Source organism: Candidatus Villigracilis proximus (assembly GCF_016717045.1).
Classification (GTDB): Bacteria; Chloroflexota; Anaerolineae; order Anaerolineales; family Villigracilaceae; genus Villigracilis; species Villigracilis proximus.
On sequence record NZ_JADJUO010000001.1, the window covers coordinates 500,073 to 517,387 of the forward strand.

A 17,315-nucleotide genomic window follows, 5' to 3' on the forward strand; every position below is an offset into this window, starting at 1 on the left:
GTAATTTGTAATGGGAATTCCCGGTTACAAATTACCCTTTCTCTTCAACGCATTCTTTAGCTCAGTGCGGCGTTGTTGATAGGCTTCATCAGAGAGTTTGCCTGCGCGGTGTAGATCATCAAGCGCAATGATGGCATCCATTAATGATTCTGAGTCTTCAAACTCATCATCGTCGTCTTCTTCTTCCACTTCATCTTCATCTGCGGCTTTGCGGTTGTCACGTAAAAACATCCATGCGCCGGCGAGGATTAATGCCACACCGAGTCCGCCGATGCCGATCAAGAGAGTCTGATTCTGCGTTACATCCGGGTTGACAGCGGTTGAGTCTGCGGGTTCGCCGGTCAAAGTGAATTCGATCTGATCGCCTTCATTGGCGGCGCCGCCTGTATAAATATGGAAGTTCGTGGTTTGTATGGCTTGAACACCGCCATCGGTAAGAGTTTGGCCGTTTGCTTCAACGCCTTCGGGCAGGAACAAAGTTAATTCGCCAATGGGCAAAAGAGCAGCCTGTGAGATCACAATTTCTTTGGCCTTCGGAATGGATGCGAACGCGATCAGGCCATAAGGGGTTTCGCTGGGCGGCATCGCAAATCCATCTGCGGTTGGCAGGAAAGCGGCGCTATCCTGGGCGGCTTCGTAGCCGAGCGCTTCTGCGCCTTCGGGGAAGGCAATGAATGGAACTTCCTGATCTTCGCCCATGTTGATGATCACAGTTTTATCACTGGTGTTGGTAATGGAATACACCGCGAAGATTTGCGCAGAACCTTCACCGGCAAAATCAAAGTACATCTGCAGCGAGTCAACTCTTAAGGCGGTGAACTCTTCGGTGGTGGCATATACCGTAATGGGCGCGATGACCAATTCTGTCATGCCGGCTTCCGCGATCGCAAATCCTGATTGATAGGTGAGTCCATTCACTTCCACTTCTGCGATGTAAATGATGCCTTCAGGGATGTTGATATTCTCGAATAAATAGGTTCCATCTGGATTGACGGTTGATTCAAAAGAGGCTGTTTCCTGCGGCCCGGCATTTGGATCAGCGCCATGTTCAAAAGCGGTCAATTTAATTTTAATGTCAGATGGAAGGTCTGCGCCGGTTAAGTTTGCGATGGAGCCGCTGACATTCCCGATGCCCTCGACGATAACCGCTTCAGGCGTACCTGTAACCTGTGTGCCATCAACGGGCAGTATCTCAGCTGACGGAGTCTCTGCGTCGGCGCTGAGTGGTGTTTCGGTAGCCGAAGCAACTGTCGGGGTGGGAAGAAGCGTGGCGAAGGTCAAAGTCCGCAGGTACATTGCGACGGCTAGTGCTTCGTCATCTGAAAAATCTTTTCCAAAAGCAGGGATGTCGCCTTTGCCTTCTTTGATGATTCGAATGAGATCATTTTCAGAAAGCGCAGACATCATTTCGAGATTGCTGAAATTTTTGGCACAGTCGGCGCAAGCGGTTTCAAAAGAGATTTACCGGTTTCGACCTGTTCAGGGGTGGTGTGCAAGGTGAGCGCGAAGGCCACGACATCCCAGCGTTCCTGATCGTTCAGGCTTGCGAAGGGCGGCATGAAGCGGTCGAGGTTGCCTTGTGTGACTTGTGTGTACCAGGCAGATGGGAGCGCCTTGCTCGCGGTTTCAGGTAAACCAATTGGAATGACCGTGACCGGTAATTGTTTGCCTTGTTCGCCGTCGCCTAACCCGGTATCACCGTGACAGGGTGCGCATTTTTCAACATAGATGATCGCGCCGTTGGCTGGGTTTGGTGCGCTGGCAGGATAAAGCGGCCCCATGGTGGGCATTGGGGTGGGGGGCACGTATCCGGGTGGAGGGGTGACATCTTCCGCGAGGGTAAAGTTACATGCGGTGAGAAGAACGGCGAAGGTCGCTAAAAGTAAGGTGTGGCGTAATTTCATGAATTCCTCAAGGGAGCGCGAAACGGTTAACGTTCAACGTTAGTTTAATGATTTTCCGCAAGCCGGGCAAAATTTATCGGATATCAATACAGGCTTGCCGCATTTCGGGCAGAAGCCGGCAGATTTGCTTTTGTGTTGTTTGCGGCGGGCTGAGATCATCGATTCGAGATCATCGTCGTTGTCTGCCAGTGGGCGGGATGTGGCTGCGTCGGCGCGGCCTGCAGCTGTGGCTTTTTCAATGCGCGCTTCAGCATTGATCGCTGATGAAGATACGGGCGCGAGTTCATCGAGTTTGCGTAGAATATCCGCGCCTTTTTGTAAAAGAGCGGCACGCTGATCGGGGTATTCTCCCGCAGGGATTTTGCCGAGGTTGAAATCAAAATCAAGTTCTTGCAATGAATTGATCACGCGGTCACGTTCCGCTTTTAAGGCGGAGACTTCATGTGATTCGTTTACACGATTGCGGCGTGCGCGTGTTGTAAATGGCGCGTACAGATATATGCCAACGATCACGATCACAGCCAGGATAAGAAAAGATTGTGCCTAGTTCCATGTGTCCGCCTTAGGGGAGTTTTTGGTCAATGATGGATTTGATCTCGTCCACGGAAACGAACGGCCCGACTTTTACATAATACAATGTTCCGCTTTGATCGATGAAATATGTTTCAGGTACGCCGCGCACGCGGAATATCTGTGAGATCTTGGTTCCCATATCTGGGCCGTTGAAAAATGTAATGCCGAATTTTTTTAAGTAGGCGCGTGCTTCGGGCTCAGTATCCACATAGTCCACGCCGAGGAAGACCACATCTCCATTGGGTTCGTAGTATTCCCAGGCTTCCTGTAGTTCAGCGGCTTCCTGTTCACAAGGCTTGCACCATGAAGCCCAAAAATTAAGCACCACCAGTTTGCCTTCAAAGGCCGAGAGCTTGACTTCGTTTTGGCCTTCATATTCATACCCACTAAACAATGGCAATGTGAAATTTGGGATCGTGTCGCCGGGCTGTACCGTTCCCTGCTGACGTTTGCTAAGTGTGACACCCACTAGGGCAAGCAGAGCCGCAATAAATAACCAGATGGCGATCTGCACCCAAATGGGCACCCCGCGTTTGGGGTTGGTTGTTTCAGTCATAACATTCTCCAATTAAAGACCCCGAGTCCTCGAAACCATAAAAGCATTTCGGAAACCTGTCAGGTTTGTTGTGATTATTTTCTTTTCTTTAATTCTTCTTCAAACTTTGAGACATATTCATCTTTAGACGGTTCGCTTCGTTCTGCGCCGCTACTTGCTGGAGCCGCGATGGGCTTTGACCACGCTTTGAGTGAGCGGAAGAGGATGATCGCGCCGGCAAGGATGATCACAGGCGGCAGGATATAGAAGAGCCAGTACGAGCCTTGTTTTGGCGGTTCGGCTAAAACGCGCGCGCCGTAGTTATCAACAAAATACTGTTTGATCTGGTCTTCGGTCATGCCGTCAGCCAATTGCTGACGGATCAAATCTCGCCATTGGCGGCAGGCTTCGGTCGGGCATACATCCAGCGGTGTGCTCTCGCAGACGGGGCAGTAAAGCTGGCTTGCCACAGCATTGACTTCATCATCAGAGGGAGTGGGGTCTTGTGCAAAGACAACGCTGGTAAACAAACTGAGTAGGAATGTAAGAGCAAGGGTGAGTAATATTTTTTTCATTGGCTATCTCCAGAAAGTCGAAGGTTAAAAATTGAAAGCCGCAAGACTTTCAATTTTTAACCTTTGACTTATTTTATTAATCCGCCGCGCTGGATTGACCCACCCGACGTACATTGCGGACTGGTTCTTCTGCCGGGTCATGATCGGGCCATGCTGCAAAAATAATGCCGACCAGGAATAGCAAACTGCCGATCCACAACCAGTTGACCAATGGGTTAACGTATATTTTGAAGGTCGCGCCCATGTTGGATACAGGCTGCCAGTCTACAAGCAGGATGTACAGGTCATCTCGAAACGTGGAGCGGTTTCCAGGGATGGTCATGTTTTGTTGTGAGTCGAAGTAATAGTCAATGCGCGGGTTAAGTTCACCGAGATAGATTCCGTTTTCATAGATATCCACAGTTGCGCGGGTGAAATTCACGCCTTTGCCTGCATCATCCCATGAAGCGAGTTCACGATATTTTACGGTGTAGCCTGCGATTTCGAGTTCTTCGCCTTGAGCGAGCAGTCCCTGGGTGGAGGTCTGGAATATTTCAATACCGAGGATACCGATTGCCATCAATGCCATACTGATATGGATGATGTATCCGCCATAGCGCCGGCGGTTACGTCCCATCAGGCGTGAGAGTGCAGTGAAGAAATTTTCGCCTTGCACTTTTTGACGCGCGCGTGCGCCGCGCCAGAATTCCTGAAAGGTAACGAACAAGATGAGCGTAACGAGGAAGAACCCGATCAAAGCGCCGATCTTGCTGGTGTAAGTGAAGAACAGGATCACGGTCACGATCGAGGCGGCGACAGCGGATTTCCACATGGCGCGGCCCAGAGTCTGTACGGTGGAATGTCCCCAGGCAGAGAGTGGAGCAACCGCCATCAGGAACAGTAAAGCTGAGAAGAGGGGAGCTGTAGCACGTTCATAGAAGGGCGGGCCTACTGTTATCTTTTGTCCAGTAAATAATTCTGAAGCGAGGGGGAAGATCACGCCCCAGAAGCAGACAACAAGAATACTCATGAAGAGCAGGTTATTCAAAAGGAATAATGCTTCTCGTGAGAGCATGGACTTCATTTCAGTTTCACTTTGCAGGTCAGGCCAGCGCCAGATCACCAGCGCAATGGAGACGATCAACGAGAGACTGACAAAGCCCATGAACAATGGTCCGATCGGACTGTTGGCAAAGGCGTGAACTGAAGAAAGCACACCAGAACGTGTCAGGAAGGTTCCGAAGATAACCAAGGAGTAGGTCAAAATGACGAGGATCATGTTCCAGTGTTTGAGCAGACCACGTTTTTCCTGGATCATGACAGAATGTAAAAATGCGGTACCTGTCAGCCACGGCATGAAGGCCGCGATCTCAACCGGGTCCCAGCCCCAATAACCGCCCCAGCCTAGTACATCGTAAGCCCAGCGTCCACCGAGCACGAGGCCAAAGGAGAGGAAGAGCCAGGCCCACAAAGACCAGCGGCGGGTGAGGCGGATCCAGCGGTCATCGGTGCGGCCGGTGATGAGTGCGGCCATGGCGAAGGCGTATGGGATCACGTAGGAGACGAAGCCAAGATAAAGCATGGGTGGATGAATGACCATGCCCGGGTGGCGTAGAAGCGGATTCAGTCCCTGCCCATCTTGAGCAGTGAAGAGAGTCGCATTTAAGGGGGCGAACATGTGCGGTTCTACATTTCCACCGACCAGCCAAAAGCGTGTGAATGGATTTTCGTAGAAGATCACCAGGCCGAGGAAGAAAATCAGTGTGACAGAACAGACCACGATCACCCACGGCAGAAATTCGATATCGCGCTCCCATTTGCGCAGAGTGACTGCAGATGCGAAGGCGGAAAGAAGAAAAGACCAAAATACGAGCGAGCCGGCTTGTCCGCCCCACCAGGCTGTCACCTTAAGGTAGGTCGGCATACTGCGGCTGGTCACTTCGTACACGAAGGCAACTTCATAATGATTGTTGACCAATAGATAGATCAAAGATGCGGCCGCGATGGAGATCAGCGGAAATGTCAGCAGCATGGCGCGCCGCGCGCTTTCAACCAAAGAAGCCGATTTGTTTGTTGCACCATAGATTGCCGCAACCACGCTATAAAGCGCGACTAGAAAAGCTACCACTAAAATGCCATATCCAAATTCTGCGAACATAAGACTTCCTTTTGTAATTAGACCCTAAAGATTTTGCGTCGAAAGAAAACCTGACAGATTTAAACCTGTCAGGTTATTTTTTTAATTCGATGAGGCTTGTTCAGGTACGGCTTGCTCATATTTGGTGGGACATTTGAGCAGAAGTTCATCGGCATAGAATATACCATCTTCACCAAGTTTACCGGTCATAATGGCCTGTGCCTCACCGCGCAACAGATCTGGTTTGGGACCGACATATATGACGGTCACACGCTGGCGGGAGGGATCGTTCACAGCCTGATAAAGCACCAGTGCCAGCCCGCCCTGCGCTTCGATCTCGGCATTATTGCCGGAGACATGCGCCACATCAAAGGTGAGGGTGAGTGTTTCTGGATCGTATTGGATCGAGTCGCCGAGCACAGCGCCGGAGAGACGCAAGCTTTTGCCGATGGCTGCAGTGCCTTCAGCTTTGACTTCGTCCACGGTCATGAAGTATTCAGCGCTGGCCTGTGTGGATGAGAAAATTAGATAAACAACTGCCGCCAGAATGAGCGCGCCGCCAAGGAAAAATTTATTGATTTGCATGGATTCCTCCGAAAGGATTTTGAGATCGAAATATCTCAAAATATGAAAATGTGTAAAATGTAACAATCTATATTCATTTTACATGGCGAGATTAAATAACCCTTAGTTTTGTGGGTGGATGTATGTCACTAAAACTTCCCGATTTTGTCCCATTTGTGTGTGATAATTTGTTTGGTGATATAGTAGGAAAAATTTTAAGGAGGATCCTGTATGCGAACTGGAACAATAAATCTTTTTATTATTTGCAATGCTTGTTTTTCCCGCGCAGCCCGTGTTTGCCGCGCCGCGCGCAGATGTGACAGAGGATCAGGTTACGTTTGATTTTCCAAACACCGCGACATTCTCAGCCACGTTGGAAGCCAGTTCCAGCATTACTTCTGTAACCTTGGAATATGGCAATGAACAACAGACCTGCGGTGATGTGATTGCCATCGCATTTCCTGAATTCACATCTGCCAAAACAACCCAGGTCGCGTGGACATGGGACATGCGCCAGAGCGGCTCACTTCCGCCGGGAGCAAGCATCTGGTGGCGCTGGCGGTACACTGATGAAAGCGGCGCACAATTCTCCAGTGACTTAAACACCGCCACATGGCTGGACGATGTGCATGACTGGCAAACCATCACCAGCGGTGATTTGCGCCTGCATTGGTACGGCAATGATCAATCCTTTGCCCAAACCATGCTCGATGCCGGCGTTGAAGGCTTGCGCCGTAACAAGGAACAGGCCGGGCTGACCACAGATTCCCCAATTGATCTTTATGTTTATCCAAATTACGACGATATGCGCGAAGCTATTCTTTATGAACCCTCATGGACAGGCGGCATGGCTTTCCCTGACTATAATATTTTTATCATGGGGGTATCGGGGTCTGATTCCACATGGGATAAAAACACAGTCATTCATGAATTGACTCATATTCTGGTCGGGCATTTTACATTTTCCTGCATCGGCACGGTTCCGACATGGTTGAATGAAGGACTCGCCATGTTCAGCGAAGGCGCACTGGATGACAATATGCAGTCTCTACTTGACCAGGCCATCAGCAACAACACTGTCTTAACCATTCGTTCGCTGAATGGCGGTTTCTCCGAACTCGCCGACAAAGCCAATCTTTCCTATAGCGAGTCGCATAGCATTGTTACTTTTTTGATTAATGAATATGGGCAGGAAAAAATAACAGAACTGCTCGGTGCCTTGCGGGATGCAAAACCGATCGACGATGCACTGGTCGAAGTCTATGGATTCGACACTGATGGATTGGAAGACCTCTGGAGAGAATCGGTCGGGGCCGCGCCTCGAACTGCTTCTGCTCAAGCGACATCCCAGCCCACCCCGACATTTGTCCCCACCTACGTGCCCGTTTCAGGCGCGCCATTAGCAATGACGCCTACACCTTATGCAATCCCTACTTCATCATTTACTGAATCAGGATGCCCCCAAGGGACCGCCAATCGCATTGACCATCGCCTTGATCTGTTTCTGCGGCATGATATTGCTGGTCTTCGGCGTATTGGCCCTGGGATTAATTGTCCGCTCGCAAAATCATAAGGCAGGCAAAAATGGTTAAGAATTTCAAAAAGAGTTTTGTGCTTTCATTCCTCGCGTTGACACTTGTGCTTTCCCTCGTTCTTTCCACCAGCGCAAAAACAGCATCCGCTTTGCAGGTGGATATTCCGCTCGACCAGGCTATTGTTTACGGCGGCGGAGAATCCACCAATCTGCGGGATTATGATCCCGCCACGACGTATAGTTCAGGCAACAAACTTGTCTTTAGTGGACTTGTCTCTTTTGACCCGCGCTTGAATCTCACACCTGACATCGCAGAAACATGGGAAGTCAGTGAAGACGGCACGGTCTATACATTCCACTTGCGTGAGAACGCGCGCTTTCACAACAACCGCTTTGTCACTGCCAAAGATGTGATCTATTCCTGGGAAAGGGCAGCCAGCCCCCAGCTTGCGTCTGATACGGTGTTGACTTATCTGGGCGATATCGTGGGCGTGCGTGAAATGGCCGCGGGGCAGGCCGATCATATCAGCGGTTTGCAGGCGATCAACGATCTCACCTTGCAGGTCACAATTGATGCGCCCAAGCCTTACTTCCTGTTGAAACTTACTTTCCCAACTGCTTTTGTCGTGGATCAGGAAAATGTGGAAAGCGGCGAAGAGTGGGTGCGCACTCCCAACGGCACCGGGCCATATCGTTTAACCGAATGGAAGTCTTTTGAATATATTGTGTATGAAGCCAATCTGGATTTTTATCTTGGCGCGCCTTCCATTCCGTATGTGGTGATAAAACTTTACGCGGGTGATGATCTGCGTTTGTTTGAAACCGGTGATGTGGATGTGGCCGGTGTTGGAATTTACGATATAGACCGTATGCTTGATCCCTCAGAGCCGTTACATAGTCATCTCGTGACAGGTGTTAATCTTTGCACAGGTTATGTTGTTTTTGATAATACACAACCGCCCTTTGATGATGCGAATGTTCGCAAGGCGTTTTCGATGGCGTTCGACCGTCAGCGTTATATTGACGTTGTGTTGCGCGGACAGGCTTTGCCGGCGATTGGTCCATACCCGCCCGGTTTGCCCGGATTTAATTATGAGCTCAAAGGTTTGGACTACGATCCTGAACAGGCGCGCGAATTGCTCAAGCAATCCAAATATGGCGGCGCAGAAGGATTACCTCCCATCGTTTATACGAACGGCGGCATTGGCAGTTATGTCAGCTCTGATGTGGCCGCGATGGCTGAAATGTGGGAACAGAATCTTGGTGTGACGGTTAATATCGAGAACATTGAATACAATTATTATTACGAGCAAATTTATTCAGGCAACCACGGACAGATCTTTAGCGGCGGCTGGTGTGCTGATTATCCCGATCCTGAGAATTTTGCCGATGTTCTTTTCCATAGCGGTTCCAATCAAAATCAAGGCGGTTACTCCAACCCTGCGTTGGATGCACTTCTTGAGCAGGCGCGTGTTGAACAGGACGTAACCAAACGTATTGCCATGTATCAACAAGCCGAGCAAATGATCGTGGATGATGCCCCCGTGTTGTTCACAACGCATTCAATTTCTTATCAACTCGTGCAGCCGTATGTGAAGGGCTTTGTGTTTACTCCGATCACGGTGCCTCTTGAAAGATATATGTGGTTGGATGGGAAGTAAATATTTGACAATGGACGATGGACCGTGGACTGTAAAAACGGTCGATGGTCTATTGTCTACGGTCTGGCCTCGACAACAAACTCCACCGAATCAATCTCCGGCCCGAGGCTGGATACTAAAAAGCTGAAAGAGATATTTCCCCCGGGCTGAATCGCTCCGCCTTCCCAGCGTTTGAGCCCAACAACTTGACCATCTTTATCGTACGCCACAGCCGCGACCCAGACCTGGGTTGCGGCTGTCGATTCAGCGGGCAGGATAACCTGTCCGCTGAGGTGGGCGGAGAGTCCGTTCCAGTTAATTTGGGCGATGGTGTTATGTAATGATGCAGACGGGCGTTGTGAATTGTTGGATTGAATGGCGCTCAATAATTGAATTTGTGTATTTGCGCTTGCCGATGTATTGGGAAAGAAAACATAGACAGGTAACGACGAGTTCGCGGGGATAATATCCAGTGGGGGGAAGGCAGTTTGGCTCGCGAGTGCGTTATTGTTTTCATCGAGTAATGTAATTTGCGCCGATACATATTCAAGGACATCAGATGTATCGTTATGGATCAGCGCAAAACACCAAAGGCCAGAATCTGCTGAGGGGTGGCAAACTGTTTGGGTGACAGGAGCAGGCACAGGCGTTAGGGTTGATGCGGTGCTGAGGGGTTGGGAACTGTCTGGAATGAGAAGAGTTGTCCCGACCGACATGCTGTTCGGAGAGACATCCGGATTGGCTGCTCTTAACGCATCCTGTGAAATCTTAAATTGCTCGGCGAGTTCACTGAAAGTGTCGCCTGATTGAATTGTGTAAATAAATGGGGTGGCTGTGGGCAGCGGCGTTTCTGCAATGACAAGCACGTTGGGCGTGGAGGTCAGGCTGGGGGTAACTGTGAGATAGGGTTCGATCGAGTTATTGGAAGTGTTGGGTATGGACGCGGGCGCACAGGCTGTCAGAAGAAATACACACGTCAATATTAGATTACGCATTAGGTGATTATACCCATCGCGGTCACAAATTGCTTGGCAAGAAACGCAATTTGTGACCGAGGGTATTATATAATAGACGAACAAAATCTCTGGAGGCAACAATGAAATATCGTCATCTCGGCAAGACCGGCATTCAAGTCAGTGAGCTGTCTTTTGGCTCGTGGGTTACGTTTAGCACGCAGGCAGATGTGAAAGCCGCAGTGGATATGATGGCCGCAGCGTATGATGCGGGCGTGAATTTTTTTGATAACGCTGAAGTGTATGCGGGGGGCAAATCAGAAACAGTGATGGGCGCGGCGCTCAAGGAATTGAAATGGCGCAGAAGCAGTTATCTGATCTCGACCAAGTTCTTTTGGGGCATCAATGAAGGCATCAACGAAAAGAATACGCTTAATCGCAAACGTCTGATCGAAGGCATTGCCGGATCACTCGAACGTTTGCAGCTTGATTATGTGGATCTGATCTACTGTCACCGCCCCGATAAAACCACACCCATCGAAGAAACCGTTTGGGCGATGCACAACATCATCGAATGGGGACAGGCTTTGTATTGGGGAACTTCAGAATGGTCTGCTTCTGAGATCGCGCAGGCGATTCAGATCGCGGAGCGTCATCACTTGCACAAGCCGGTTGTTGAACAGCCGCAATACAACATGTTCGAGCGCGGAAGACTCGAAGGCGATTATGTCCGCTTTTATAAGGATTACAACTACGGCACCACCATTTGGAGTCCGCTGGCTTCGGGATTGTTGACTGGTAAATATAAAGGCGGTATTCCCAGTGACAGCCGCGGCTCGCTTAAGGGCTACGAGTGGTTGAAGAACCTGTTGACCGATGAACAGAAACTTGCCAAAGTCACAGCGTTGGAACCGATCGCAAAAGAACTTGGCTGTTCACTTTCTCAATTGGCGCTGGCCTGGTGTTTGAAGAATCCGTTTGTCAGCACGGTCATCACTGGCGCAAGCCGTGTGGAGCAGGTGCATGAAAACATGAAAGCCGCCGATGTGGTGGATCGCATTACCCCTGAGATCATGGCGAAGATCGATGTGATCTTTGAAGTGAAGAAATCCGAAGACGAAGAATAAGATAGTTTCTGAAAAGATAAACACAAAGACACGAAGTCTCGAAGAAAAAAACTTTGAGCTTTCGTGTCTTTGTGTCTTTGTGGTTAATCTTTTTATACTTTAGTGAAATAATTTTCTTCCACGCCCTGCCATGTTTCGTTGTGCAGTTTCATGTATTTAGCCAGCAACGGATGTACGCGTGCGATGTCTTCATACATTTTTTGAGCAACTCTGCGGATCGAAAAATGCGCATTGGCGGCCGTGCGTAATTGACAGAAGGCGAAGGCTTCACGTAAATTGAATTGCGCCAGCACGCGGCGATTAAATCCATTGGGGACAATATACTGCGCGACATCTGGATTGAACGCATATAACTTTTCATACATCTTGATCGCTGCTTCCATCGCCGCTTCATACTTGGACCCGAAACCTGCTTCTGTTACGAGGAGCGGAATCGTGTACCCGAGATGAGTCGTCAGGCGCTGCGGGGTCTGCGTCATCATGCGGTGACGTTTGAACTCGGCATACGCGCCCTGATCCATGACGATGTCAAAGGTATAGTTGGAATATTCGAGTTCGCGCAATGGCGTGTCAAATTTACCGAGACGCTTAAGCAATGTTTCTGCTAATTCGGTACGCTCTTTTTTCTTAAGTGATTTTATATACGCCAGCGCGTCAGCAAAGGGTGTTTCATTGAAGCGGTACAAAGCCGCGGCGAGGACTTTTTCTCGCCGTCTTTGTCGTAATCAATTAAATCGCACCATCCATGGAGTACAGGAGCTTGCTCCTGTGATTTCGGCGGCTTGCCGCCTGACTCCATATTCAATTCCTTGATTGTCTCTACAACATAGGGGACTGCATCAGCATATTTGACCAGTGTGGGGGTTTCGGCTTTGGCTACTTCCTTCATCTTTTCGCCGATCTGACGTACTTCCGCGAGCGGATGAGAGAGCATCTTGCGGATGACCATTTCGATCACGCGCGCATTGGCGGTCATGCCGACATTTGCGTTTGCGGCGGCAGGCAGGATGAAGCGGCAGCGGTCCACGTATTGTGAGCGGATGCGGCGGTCGTAGGCTTCGTCGCTTTCATTGTCGCGGCGCGGGGATTTCCCTAAGATGAGATTCTTGACTGGGTCGAGCGATTCAGCATAAGTCGAGAAAAGGAAGCGGACGGTTTCGATATATTCGTCGCGCAGGGGATGTCCATCAAGTTCGGGCGGGATGGTGAAGTCCGCTTGGCCCCATTTTTGATAGCGCGTGGATTTTTTCAGTATAAGATGCGAGGCGGCTGCTTTCGATGGTTTCAATCGCAATGCGTGAGACATTTTCGAACGCAAAATGCAGAACCGCATGTTCCGCTACAGATGCGTGACCGTAGCCCACGACCCATTTCTCATGGAACTGCGCTGACTTTTCGTCGCTTAACTCCGCGGCGATCTCGCGAAAGGATTCAGGCGCGCGTGATGTTTTTGCAAAAGCAACTGCGATGGTTTCAGGGCTGAGTGCGCGCGGGGATAACAGGTAAATTTCTCGTTCAGGCATGTGGATCTCCAGGTTTTAGTAATGTGTTTGGTTGGGCGGGTTATAAATGATATTTTGCGTGAGTCAATCTAGGTAATCAGACTCGGAAGTCTTTCTAAAAGCCCTCTCGCCATGAATGCGTCTAAAAGACTTCCAGAAGTTTGCTATTTTATAAAAAACGACCAGCTGTTTCGCTGATCGCTTTGATGTTTATCCCATTGGATGTTGCATGGAAGCGCCGCCCAAAAGGTGTAGGTGGATGTGAAATACAGTCTGCCCGGCATTTGCATTCGTATTGATGATGAGCCGGTAGCCATCTTCGGCGATGCCTTCCTGTGCGGCGATCTGTTTTGCAGTGGTGAAGAGATGACCAATTAACTGTTCATCGTCATTTGTAAGCATATTGACCGAGTCGATGTGTTTGTTGGGTACGATCAGAATATGGGTCGGTGCGGCGGGATTGAGGTCGCGAAAGGCCGTTACCTGTTCGTCACGGAATACGTTGGTGCTTGGAATGTCGCCTGTGATGATCTTGCAAAAAATGCAGTCTGTCATGATTGTCCTCCGAAAAAATAAATATCAGGGTGTTGGCATCGGGCCGTAAATGGGCTCACAAACGACCCGGTAATATTCAAATTCTGCGGCTTTGTTTGCTTCGGCGTAGGCCTTTGCTTCATTGTTAGTGATACGCACCTGGTCAATGGCGTTCAGCGCTTCATGCGGCCAGTAGCGCGGCAGGGTCATGAGCGGATCGTTGAACGTGCCTTCTGGAATAAAAGATGGGCGCTCAGGATCAAATTCATTTGCAAGCGGCACCCAGTTATACATCACCGGGCCGCGTGAATTGGTAGTGAATCCAAGTTGATAATTAAGCAGGCGTGCCGCGGCGACAGGGCGTTGTCCAAACCCGCCGTTGGGCCAGATGATGGCGATCGGGTTTTTGCGGTATTGTTCCTCAAAGGGAATGAGCGAGCCTTTTAGTTCGCGCGCGATCACTACTTTGGATGAGTCGTCAGAGAGCAGTGTGCCGTCTGTTACTCCCTGCGCCTGATGATCTACGAAGCCTTCATTTTCCAGTGCGATATTGTCAGCCCAGAGTTGGTCGTCCATGTTTGGCTGGCTGACCCAGCCGTTGACGACCGGCCAATTCCATTTTTCCCAATATTCGCGGAAACCTTTGTTGTAGTTTTCCAGGCCATGAATCCCATCCTGGATAATGAGCACGGAACGCGGCGGAATCTTGACATTACGTTCCATGAATGCCAGAAATTGTTTGGTGTTGATCGCCTCAAAACCCTGAAATTTAAGCTGACTGATGATCTTGCGCAGATCGTTAATATCCACATCCCCGGCATCCCCGTCAATTTCGGAGGGGGTCGTGATGATGTCGTGCAACATGAGGATCATCACGACTGTGCCGGGTTCGGCATTTAATCGATTCCATCTGTTGACTACATATTGGCAGGAATCCTGAATATAGGTATGCGGCGTGTCCAGTGGATTGGAGTAGTTGGACTGAAACAATGCCGGCAGGGTGGGAATCACTGCATTTTCTGTCAATACTTCTTCAGTTGTTTTGATCGGAGTGGGTATAAATGATGGAGAACACGAGATCAGGATGAATGTGAGTAATAACAAGCTCGTTGTTCGATAAAGGATGGAGACTTTATTATTTTCCTTCTTTTTCATAGGACACATTGTAAACGATATTTTTGTCCAGACTTTATCGGTAATTAACCTAAATTGCTACCTTGAAATAAAGGCGATCTGGTTTCTTTTCATGCACCGATGAGCGCGAATTTTAAAATCTGTGCAGGTTAGCAATTGATGGCTTGGTGTTTGGGCACTGACAAGGAGTCCTGAAGGTTTATTTCAAGAAATAACCGGCGGTTGTTAGCGTTTTGTATGTGTTTTGTGAACCTATATTTACAGCTTTACGGAATGGGGCCTAATGACGGCGCGCAAACAATATCGTAATACTCCAGTTCGATGGCCTTATTTTGTTCGGCATAAGGGCGGCCTGTTCTCCGATCTGGATCACCGTGTCAAGCTGGCCGCGGGCATTCACATCCCAATAGCGTGGAATGGTCATCAGCGGATTGTTGGCTGGTACTTCTGGTATCGCCATTGGGTTGGATTGATTGACTGCATCAGCTTGTGGAATCCAGTTGTACATGACAGGACCGCGTTGGTTGACGGTGAATCCAAGTTTGTAGCCAAGCTGGGTGCCAATTTCCACGGCGCGGGCTGAGAAGCCTCCGCCAGGCCAGATGTATCCAACGGGAGTCTTGTTCATATATTTTTGCAGGGACGTGATCGCGCCGCCCATTTCTCCATTGATAAATTCATCAGTGGAGGAGTTCATGATCGGGATGTTGTGAATGTAGCCATGTGCTTGATAGTCTACCCAGCCTTCGGCGGAGAGGGCGGCGTTCTCTGCCCAGAGGTCGGGGCGTTCATCGATGCCAATATATGCATTGACGACAGGCCAGCCCCATTGTTCATAATATGTGCGAAAATGATCGTTAAAAGATTCTGCAAAGTGACGATCATCCACGATCAGTAAAACAGAGCGCGGCGGGATATTTGTATTGTTGTACATAAAATCCACCATCTGCTGCATATTGATGGCTTGAAATCCCAGTTCATGCAGGTCATTCATCAATTTTTTGAAATCCTGTGCCGATATCTGGTTTAGTCCGGTCGCTGCATCTTTCGTAATGCCGTGGAACATTACAGGCATGATGATGGTGCCGGGTAGCGCATTGTTGGAATTCCATTTGTTCTGTAAATATTGACAGCTATCTGTTACATAGGTGCGCGGCAGGTCTTCTGGTTTCAGCAGGGAGGTTTGATATGTGGCGGGGAGTGCGGGCGGTGTGCGCGGAATGGTGGCAGTGGGGACGGGGGTATCTGTTGGTGCTGGTGTCTCGGTTGGAATGCTGATCTGTGCTACGGCAGTTTCGTAGGCCGCGGTCATGACAATGTTGGGATCTGCGGTGGCGGCTGCGGGTTGGCAGGCTGCCAATAGTCCGGCAAGCAGGCTGAGGGTTAGGAAAAGATGCGAGGCTTTTAATCCGTAGTTTGTTTTCATGTGTGGAATTCTACCTGAAAAAAGTGGGACGTCTGCTTTTGGCAAACGTCCCACTGATTATACTGACAACTGATTACTGTTACTCGTCGCTTCTGCCCGAGATGAATTCTTCCACTTTATCGCGGCAGACATCATCGCGGAATTGTTTGGGCGGGGTTTTGAAGAAATAGGAGGATGGGCCGACGATGGGGCCGGCGAGTTCGCGGTCGAGTGCGATCTTGGCACAGCGGACTGCGTCGATCATCACGCCGGCGGAGTTGGGGCTGTCCCACACTTCGAGTTTGAGTTCGAGGTTGAGCGGCACGTTGCCGAAGGTAGTTCCTTCCATGCGGATGTAGCACCACTTGCGGTCGGTGAGCCAGGGGACGTGGTCGCTGGGGCCAACGTGGACATTTTCCGCACCGACATCGTAGGGGACCATGCTGGTGACGGCGTTGGTCTTGGAAATTTTCTTGCTTTCCAGACGTTCGCGTTCGAGCATGTTGAGGAAGTCGGTGTTGCCGCCGAAATTGAGTTGATAGGTGCGATCGATCTTAATGCCGCGGTCCACGAACAGGCTGGTGATGACACGGTGCAAAATGGTCGCGCCGAGTTGTGACTTAATGTCATCGCCGAGGATGGGCAGACCCGCATCACGGAAGCGGTTTCCCCAATATTCAGAAGAAGCGATGAAAACTGGAATGGCGTTTACAAATGCGCAGCCGGCTTCGATTGCCTGTTCCACGTACCATTTGGTGGCCATTTCAGAGCCCACCGGCAGGAAGTTGATGATGACATCGGTCTTGGTTTCTCTGAGCAGTTTGACAATATCGGCTGTGGGGCCGGGCGCCTTGGTGATGATCTCACTTAAGTATTTGCCAAGACCATCATGGGTCATGCCGCGCACGACCGGGGCGTTGAGGTGCGGAACTTCAGAGAACTTAAAGGTGTTATTTGGCTCGGCAAAGATGGCTTCAGAAAGATCCTTGCCGACTTTCTCAACGTTTACGTCAATTCCCATGGTGAACTCAACATCGCTCACATGATAATCGCCAAGCTGCGTATGCATGATGCCGGGGATGGTTTCATCCGCTTTTGCATTTTTGTAGAATTGAACACCTTGTACGAGGGAGGATGCACAGTTCCCTACGCCAATAATGGCGACGCGTACTTTTTTATTTGCCATGATTTTCTCCTTGAATTTTTAATTACAGTTTCC

Annotated in this window: 18 protein-coding genes; 3 read left to right on the forward strand and 15 right to left on the reverse strand. The window is 49.8% G+C overall.

Features of this window, described 5'->3' with window-relative positions; translation table 11 throughout:
* Positions 1-24 precede the first annotated feature (24 nt).
* The 7 genes from IPL71_RS02655 to IPL71_RS02685 all read right to left on the reverse strand — a co-directional run bounded on the left by IPL71_RS02655 (position 25) and on the right by IPL71_RS02685 (position 6,288).
* Positions 25-1,407, reverse strand: a complete 1,383-nt coding sequence (locus IPL71_RS02655) for a c-type cytochrome (protein ID WP_345318568.1) — start codon at positions 1,405-1,407, stop codon at positions 25-27.
* Positions 1,404-1,904 (reverse strand): c-type cytochrome, encoded by a 501-nt coding sequence (locus IPL71_RS02660; RefSeq protein WP_345318570.1) that lies wholly within the window; start codon positions 1,902-1,904, stop codon positions 1,404-1,406. The genes IPL71_RS02655 and IPL71_RS02660 overlap by 4 nt, the downstream gene beginning before the upstream one ends.
* A gap of 39 nt (positions 1,905-1,943) precedes the next feature.
* On the reverse strand, positions 1,944-2,417 hold the full coding sequence (locus IPL71_RS02665) for a zinc ribbon domain-containing protein (RefSeq protein WP_345318572.1): 474 nt from the start codon (positions 2,415-2,417) through the stop codon (positions 1,944-1,946).
* Positions 2,418-2,466: 49 nt separating this feature from the next.
* Complete coding sequence (locus IPL71_RS02670; RefSeq protein ID WP_345318574.1) at positions 2,467-3,033, reverse strand: TlpA family protein disulfide reductase; 567 nt, start codon at positions 3,031-3,033, stop codon at positions 2,467-2,469.
* Positions 3,034-3,107: 74 nt separating this feature from the next.
* Complete coding sequence (locus tag IPL71_RS02675; protein ID WP_345318576.1) at positions 3,108-3,587, reverse strand: cytochrome c-type biogenesis protein; 480 nt, start codon at positions 3,585-3,587, stop codon at positions 3,108-3,110.
* Positions 3,588-3,663: 76 nt separating this feature from the next.
* Entirely contained in the window at positions 3,664-5,724 is a 2,061-nt protein-coding gene (locus IPL71_RS02680; protein ID WP_345318578.1) for a heme lyase CcmF/NrfE family subunit, read from the reverse strand.
* 81 nt (positions 5,725-5,805) lie between these two features.
* Positions 5,806-6,288 carry a cytochrome c maturation protein CcmE gene (locus IPL71_RS02685; protein WP_345318580.1) on the reverse strand — a complete coding sequence of 161 codons (483 nt, stop codon included), beginning with the start codon at positions 6,286-6,288 and terminating at the stop codon, positions 5,806-5,808.
* 247 nt (positions 6,289-6,535) lie between these two features.
* On the opposite strand from IPL71_RS02685, the gene IPL71_RS02690 reads away from it, so the two are divergent.
* Entirely contained in the window at positions 6,536-7,840 is a 1,305-nt protein-coding gene (locus tag IPL71_RS02690; protein WP_345318582.1) for a peptidase MA family metallohydrolase, read from the forward strand.
* Positions 7,841-7,851: 11 nt separating this feature from the next.
* The gene (locus IPL71_RS02695; RefSeq protein WP_345318584.1) at positions 7,852-9,462 is read left to right on the forward strand and encodes an ABC transporter substrate-binding protein; all 1,611 of its coding nucleotides are present in this window, start codon (positions 7,852-7,854) and stop codon (positions 9,460-9,462) included.
* Positions 9,463-9,518: 56 nt separating this feature from the next.
* On the opposite strand, the gene IPL71_RS02700 is transcribed toward IPL71_RS02695, so the two are convergent.
* On the reverse strand, positions 9,519-10,436 hold the full coding sequence (locus IPL71_RS02700; RefSeq protein WP_345318586.1) for a LysM peptidoglycan-binding domain-containing protein: 918 nt from the start codon (positions 10,434-10,436) through the stop codon (positions 9,519-9,521).
* Positions 10,437-10,537: 101 nt separating this feature from the next.
* Between IPL71_RS02700 and IPL71_RS02705 the strand changes: the two genes are divergently transcribed.
* A complete protein-coding gene (locus tag IPL71_RS02705; protein ID WP_345318588.1) occupies positions 10,538-11,521 on the forward strand; it encodes a potassium channel beta subunit family protein in 984 nt (327 codons plus the stop codon).
* Between the two features lie 92 nt (positions 11,522-11,613).
* On the opposite strand, the gene IPL71_RS02710 is transcribed toward IPL71_RS02705, so the two are convergent.
* The 7 genes from IPL71_RS02710 to IPL71_RS02740 form a co-directional block, all read right to left on the reverse strand.
* Positions 11,614-12,117 (reverse strand): FAD-dependent thymidylate synthase, encoded by a 504-nt coding sequence (locus IPL71_RS02710; RefSeq protein ID WP_345318590.1) that lies wholly within the window; start codon positions 12,115-12,117, stop codon positions 11,614-11,616.
* A 41-nt stretch (positions 12,118-12,158) separates the two neighbouring features.
* Entirely contained in the window at positions 12,159-12,809 is a 651-nt protein-coding gene (locus IPL71_RS02715; RefSeq protein ID WP_345318592.1) for an FAD-dependent thymidylate synthase, read from the reverse strand.
* Complete coding sequence (locus tag IPL71_RS02720) at positions 12,709-13,044, reverse strand: FAD-dependent thymidylate synthase (RefSeq protein WP_345318594.1); 336 nt, start codon at positions 13,042-13,044, stop codon at positions 12,709-12,711. Before IPL71_RS02720 ends, IPL71_RS02715 begins: the two co-directional genes overlap by 101 nt.
* A gap of 189 nt (positions 13,045-13,233) precedes the next feature.
* Positions 13,234-13,578 (reverse strand): histidine triad nucleotide-binding protein, encoded by a 345-nt coding sequence (locus IPL71_RS02725; RefSeq protein WP_345318596.1) that lies wholly within the window; start codon positions 13,576-13,578, stop codon positions 13,234-13,236.
* A 24-nt stretch (positions 13,579-13,602) separates the two neighbouring features.
* A complete protein-coding gene (locus IPL71_RS02730; RefSeq protein WP_345318598.1) occupies positions 13,603-14,712 on the reverse strand; it encodes a polysaccharide deacetylase family protein in 1,110 nt (369 codons plus the stop codon).
* 259 nt (positions 14,713-14,971) lie between these two features.
* Entirely contained in the window at positions 14,972-16,117 is a 1,146-nt protein-coding gene (locus IPL71_RS02735; RefSeq protein ID WP_345318600.1) for a polysaccharide deacetylase family protein, read from the reverse strand.
* A 79-nt stretch (positions 16,118-16,196) separates the two neighbouring features.
* Positions 16,197-17,282, reverse strand: coding sequence for an inositol-3-phosphate synthase (locus tag IPL71_RS02740; RefSeq protein WP_345318602.1), 1,086 nt, complete (start codon positions 17,280-17,282; stop codon positions 16,197-16,199).
* Positions 17,283-17,315: the final 33 nt, after the last annotated feature.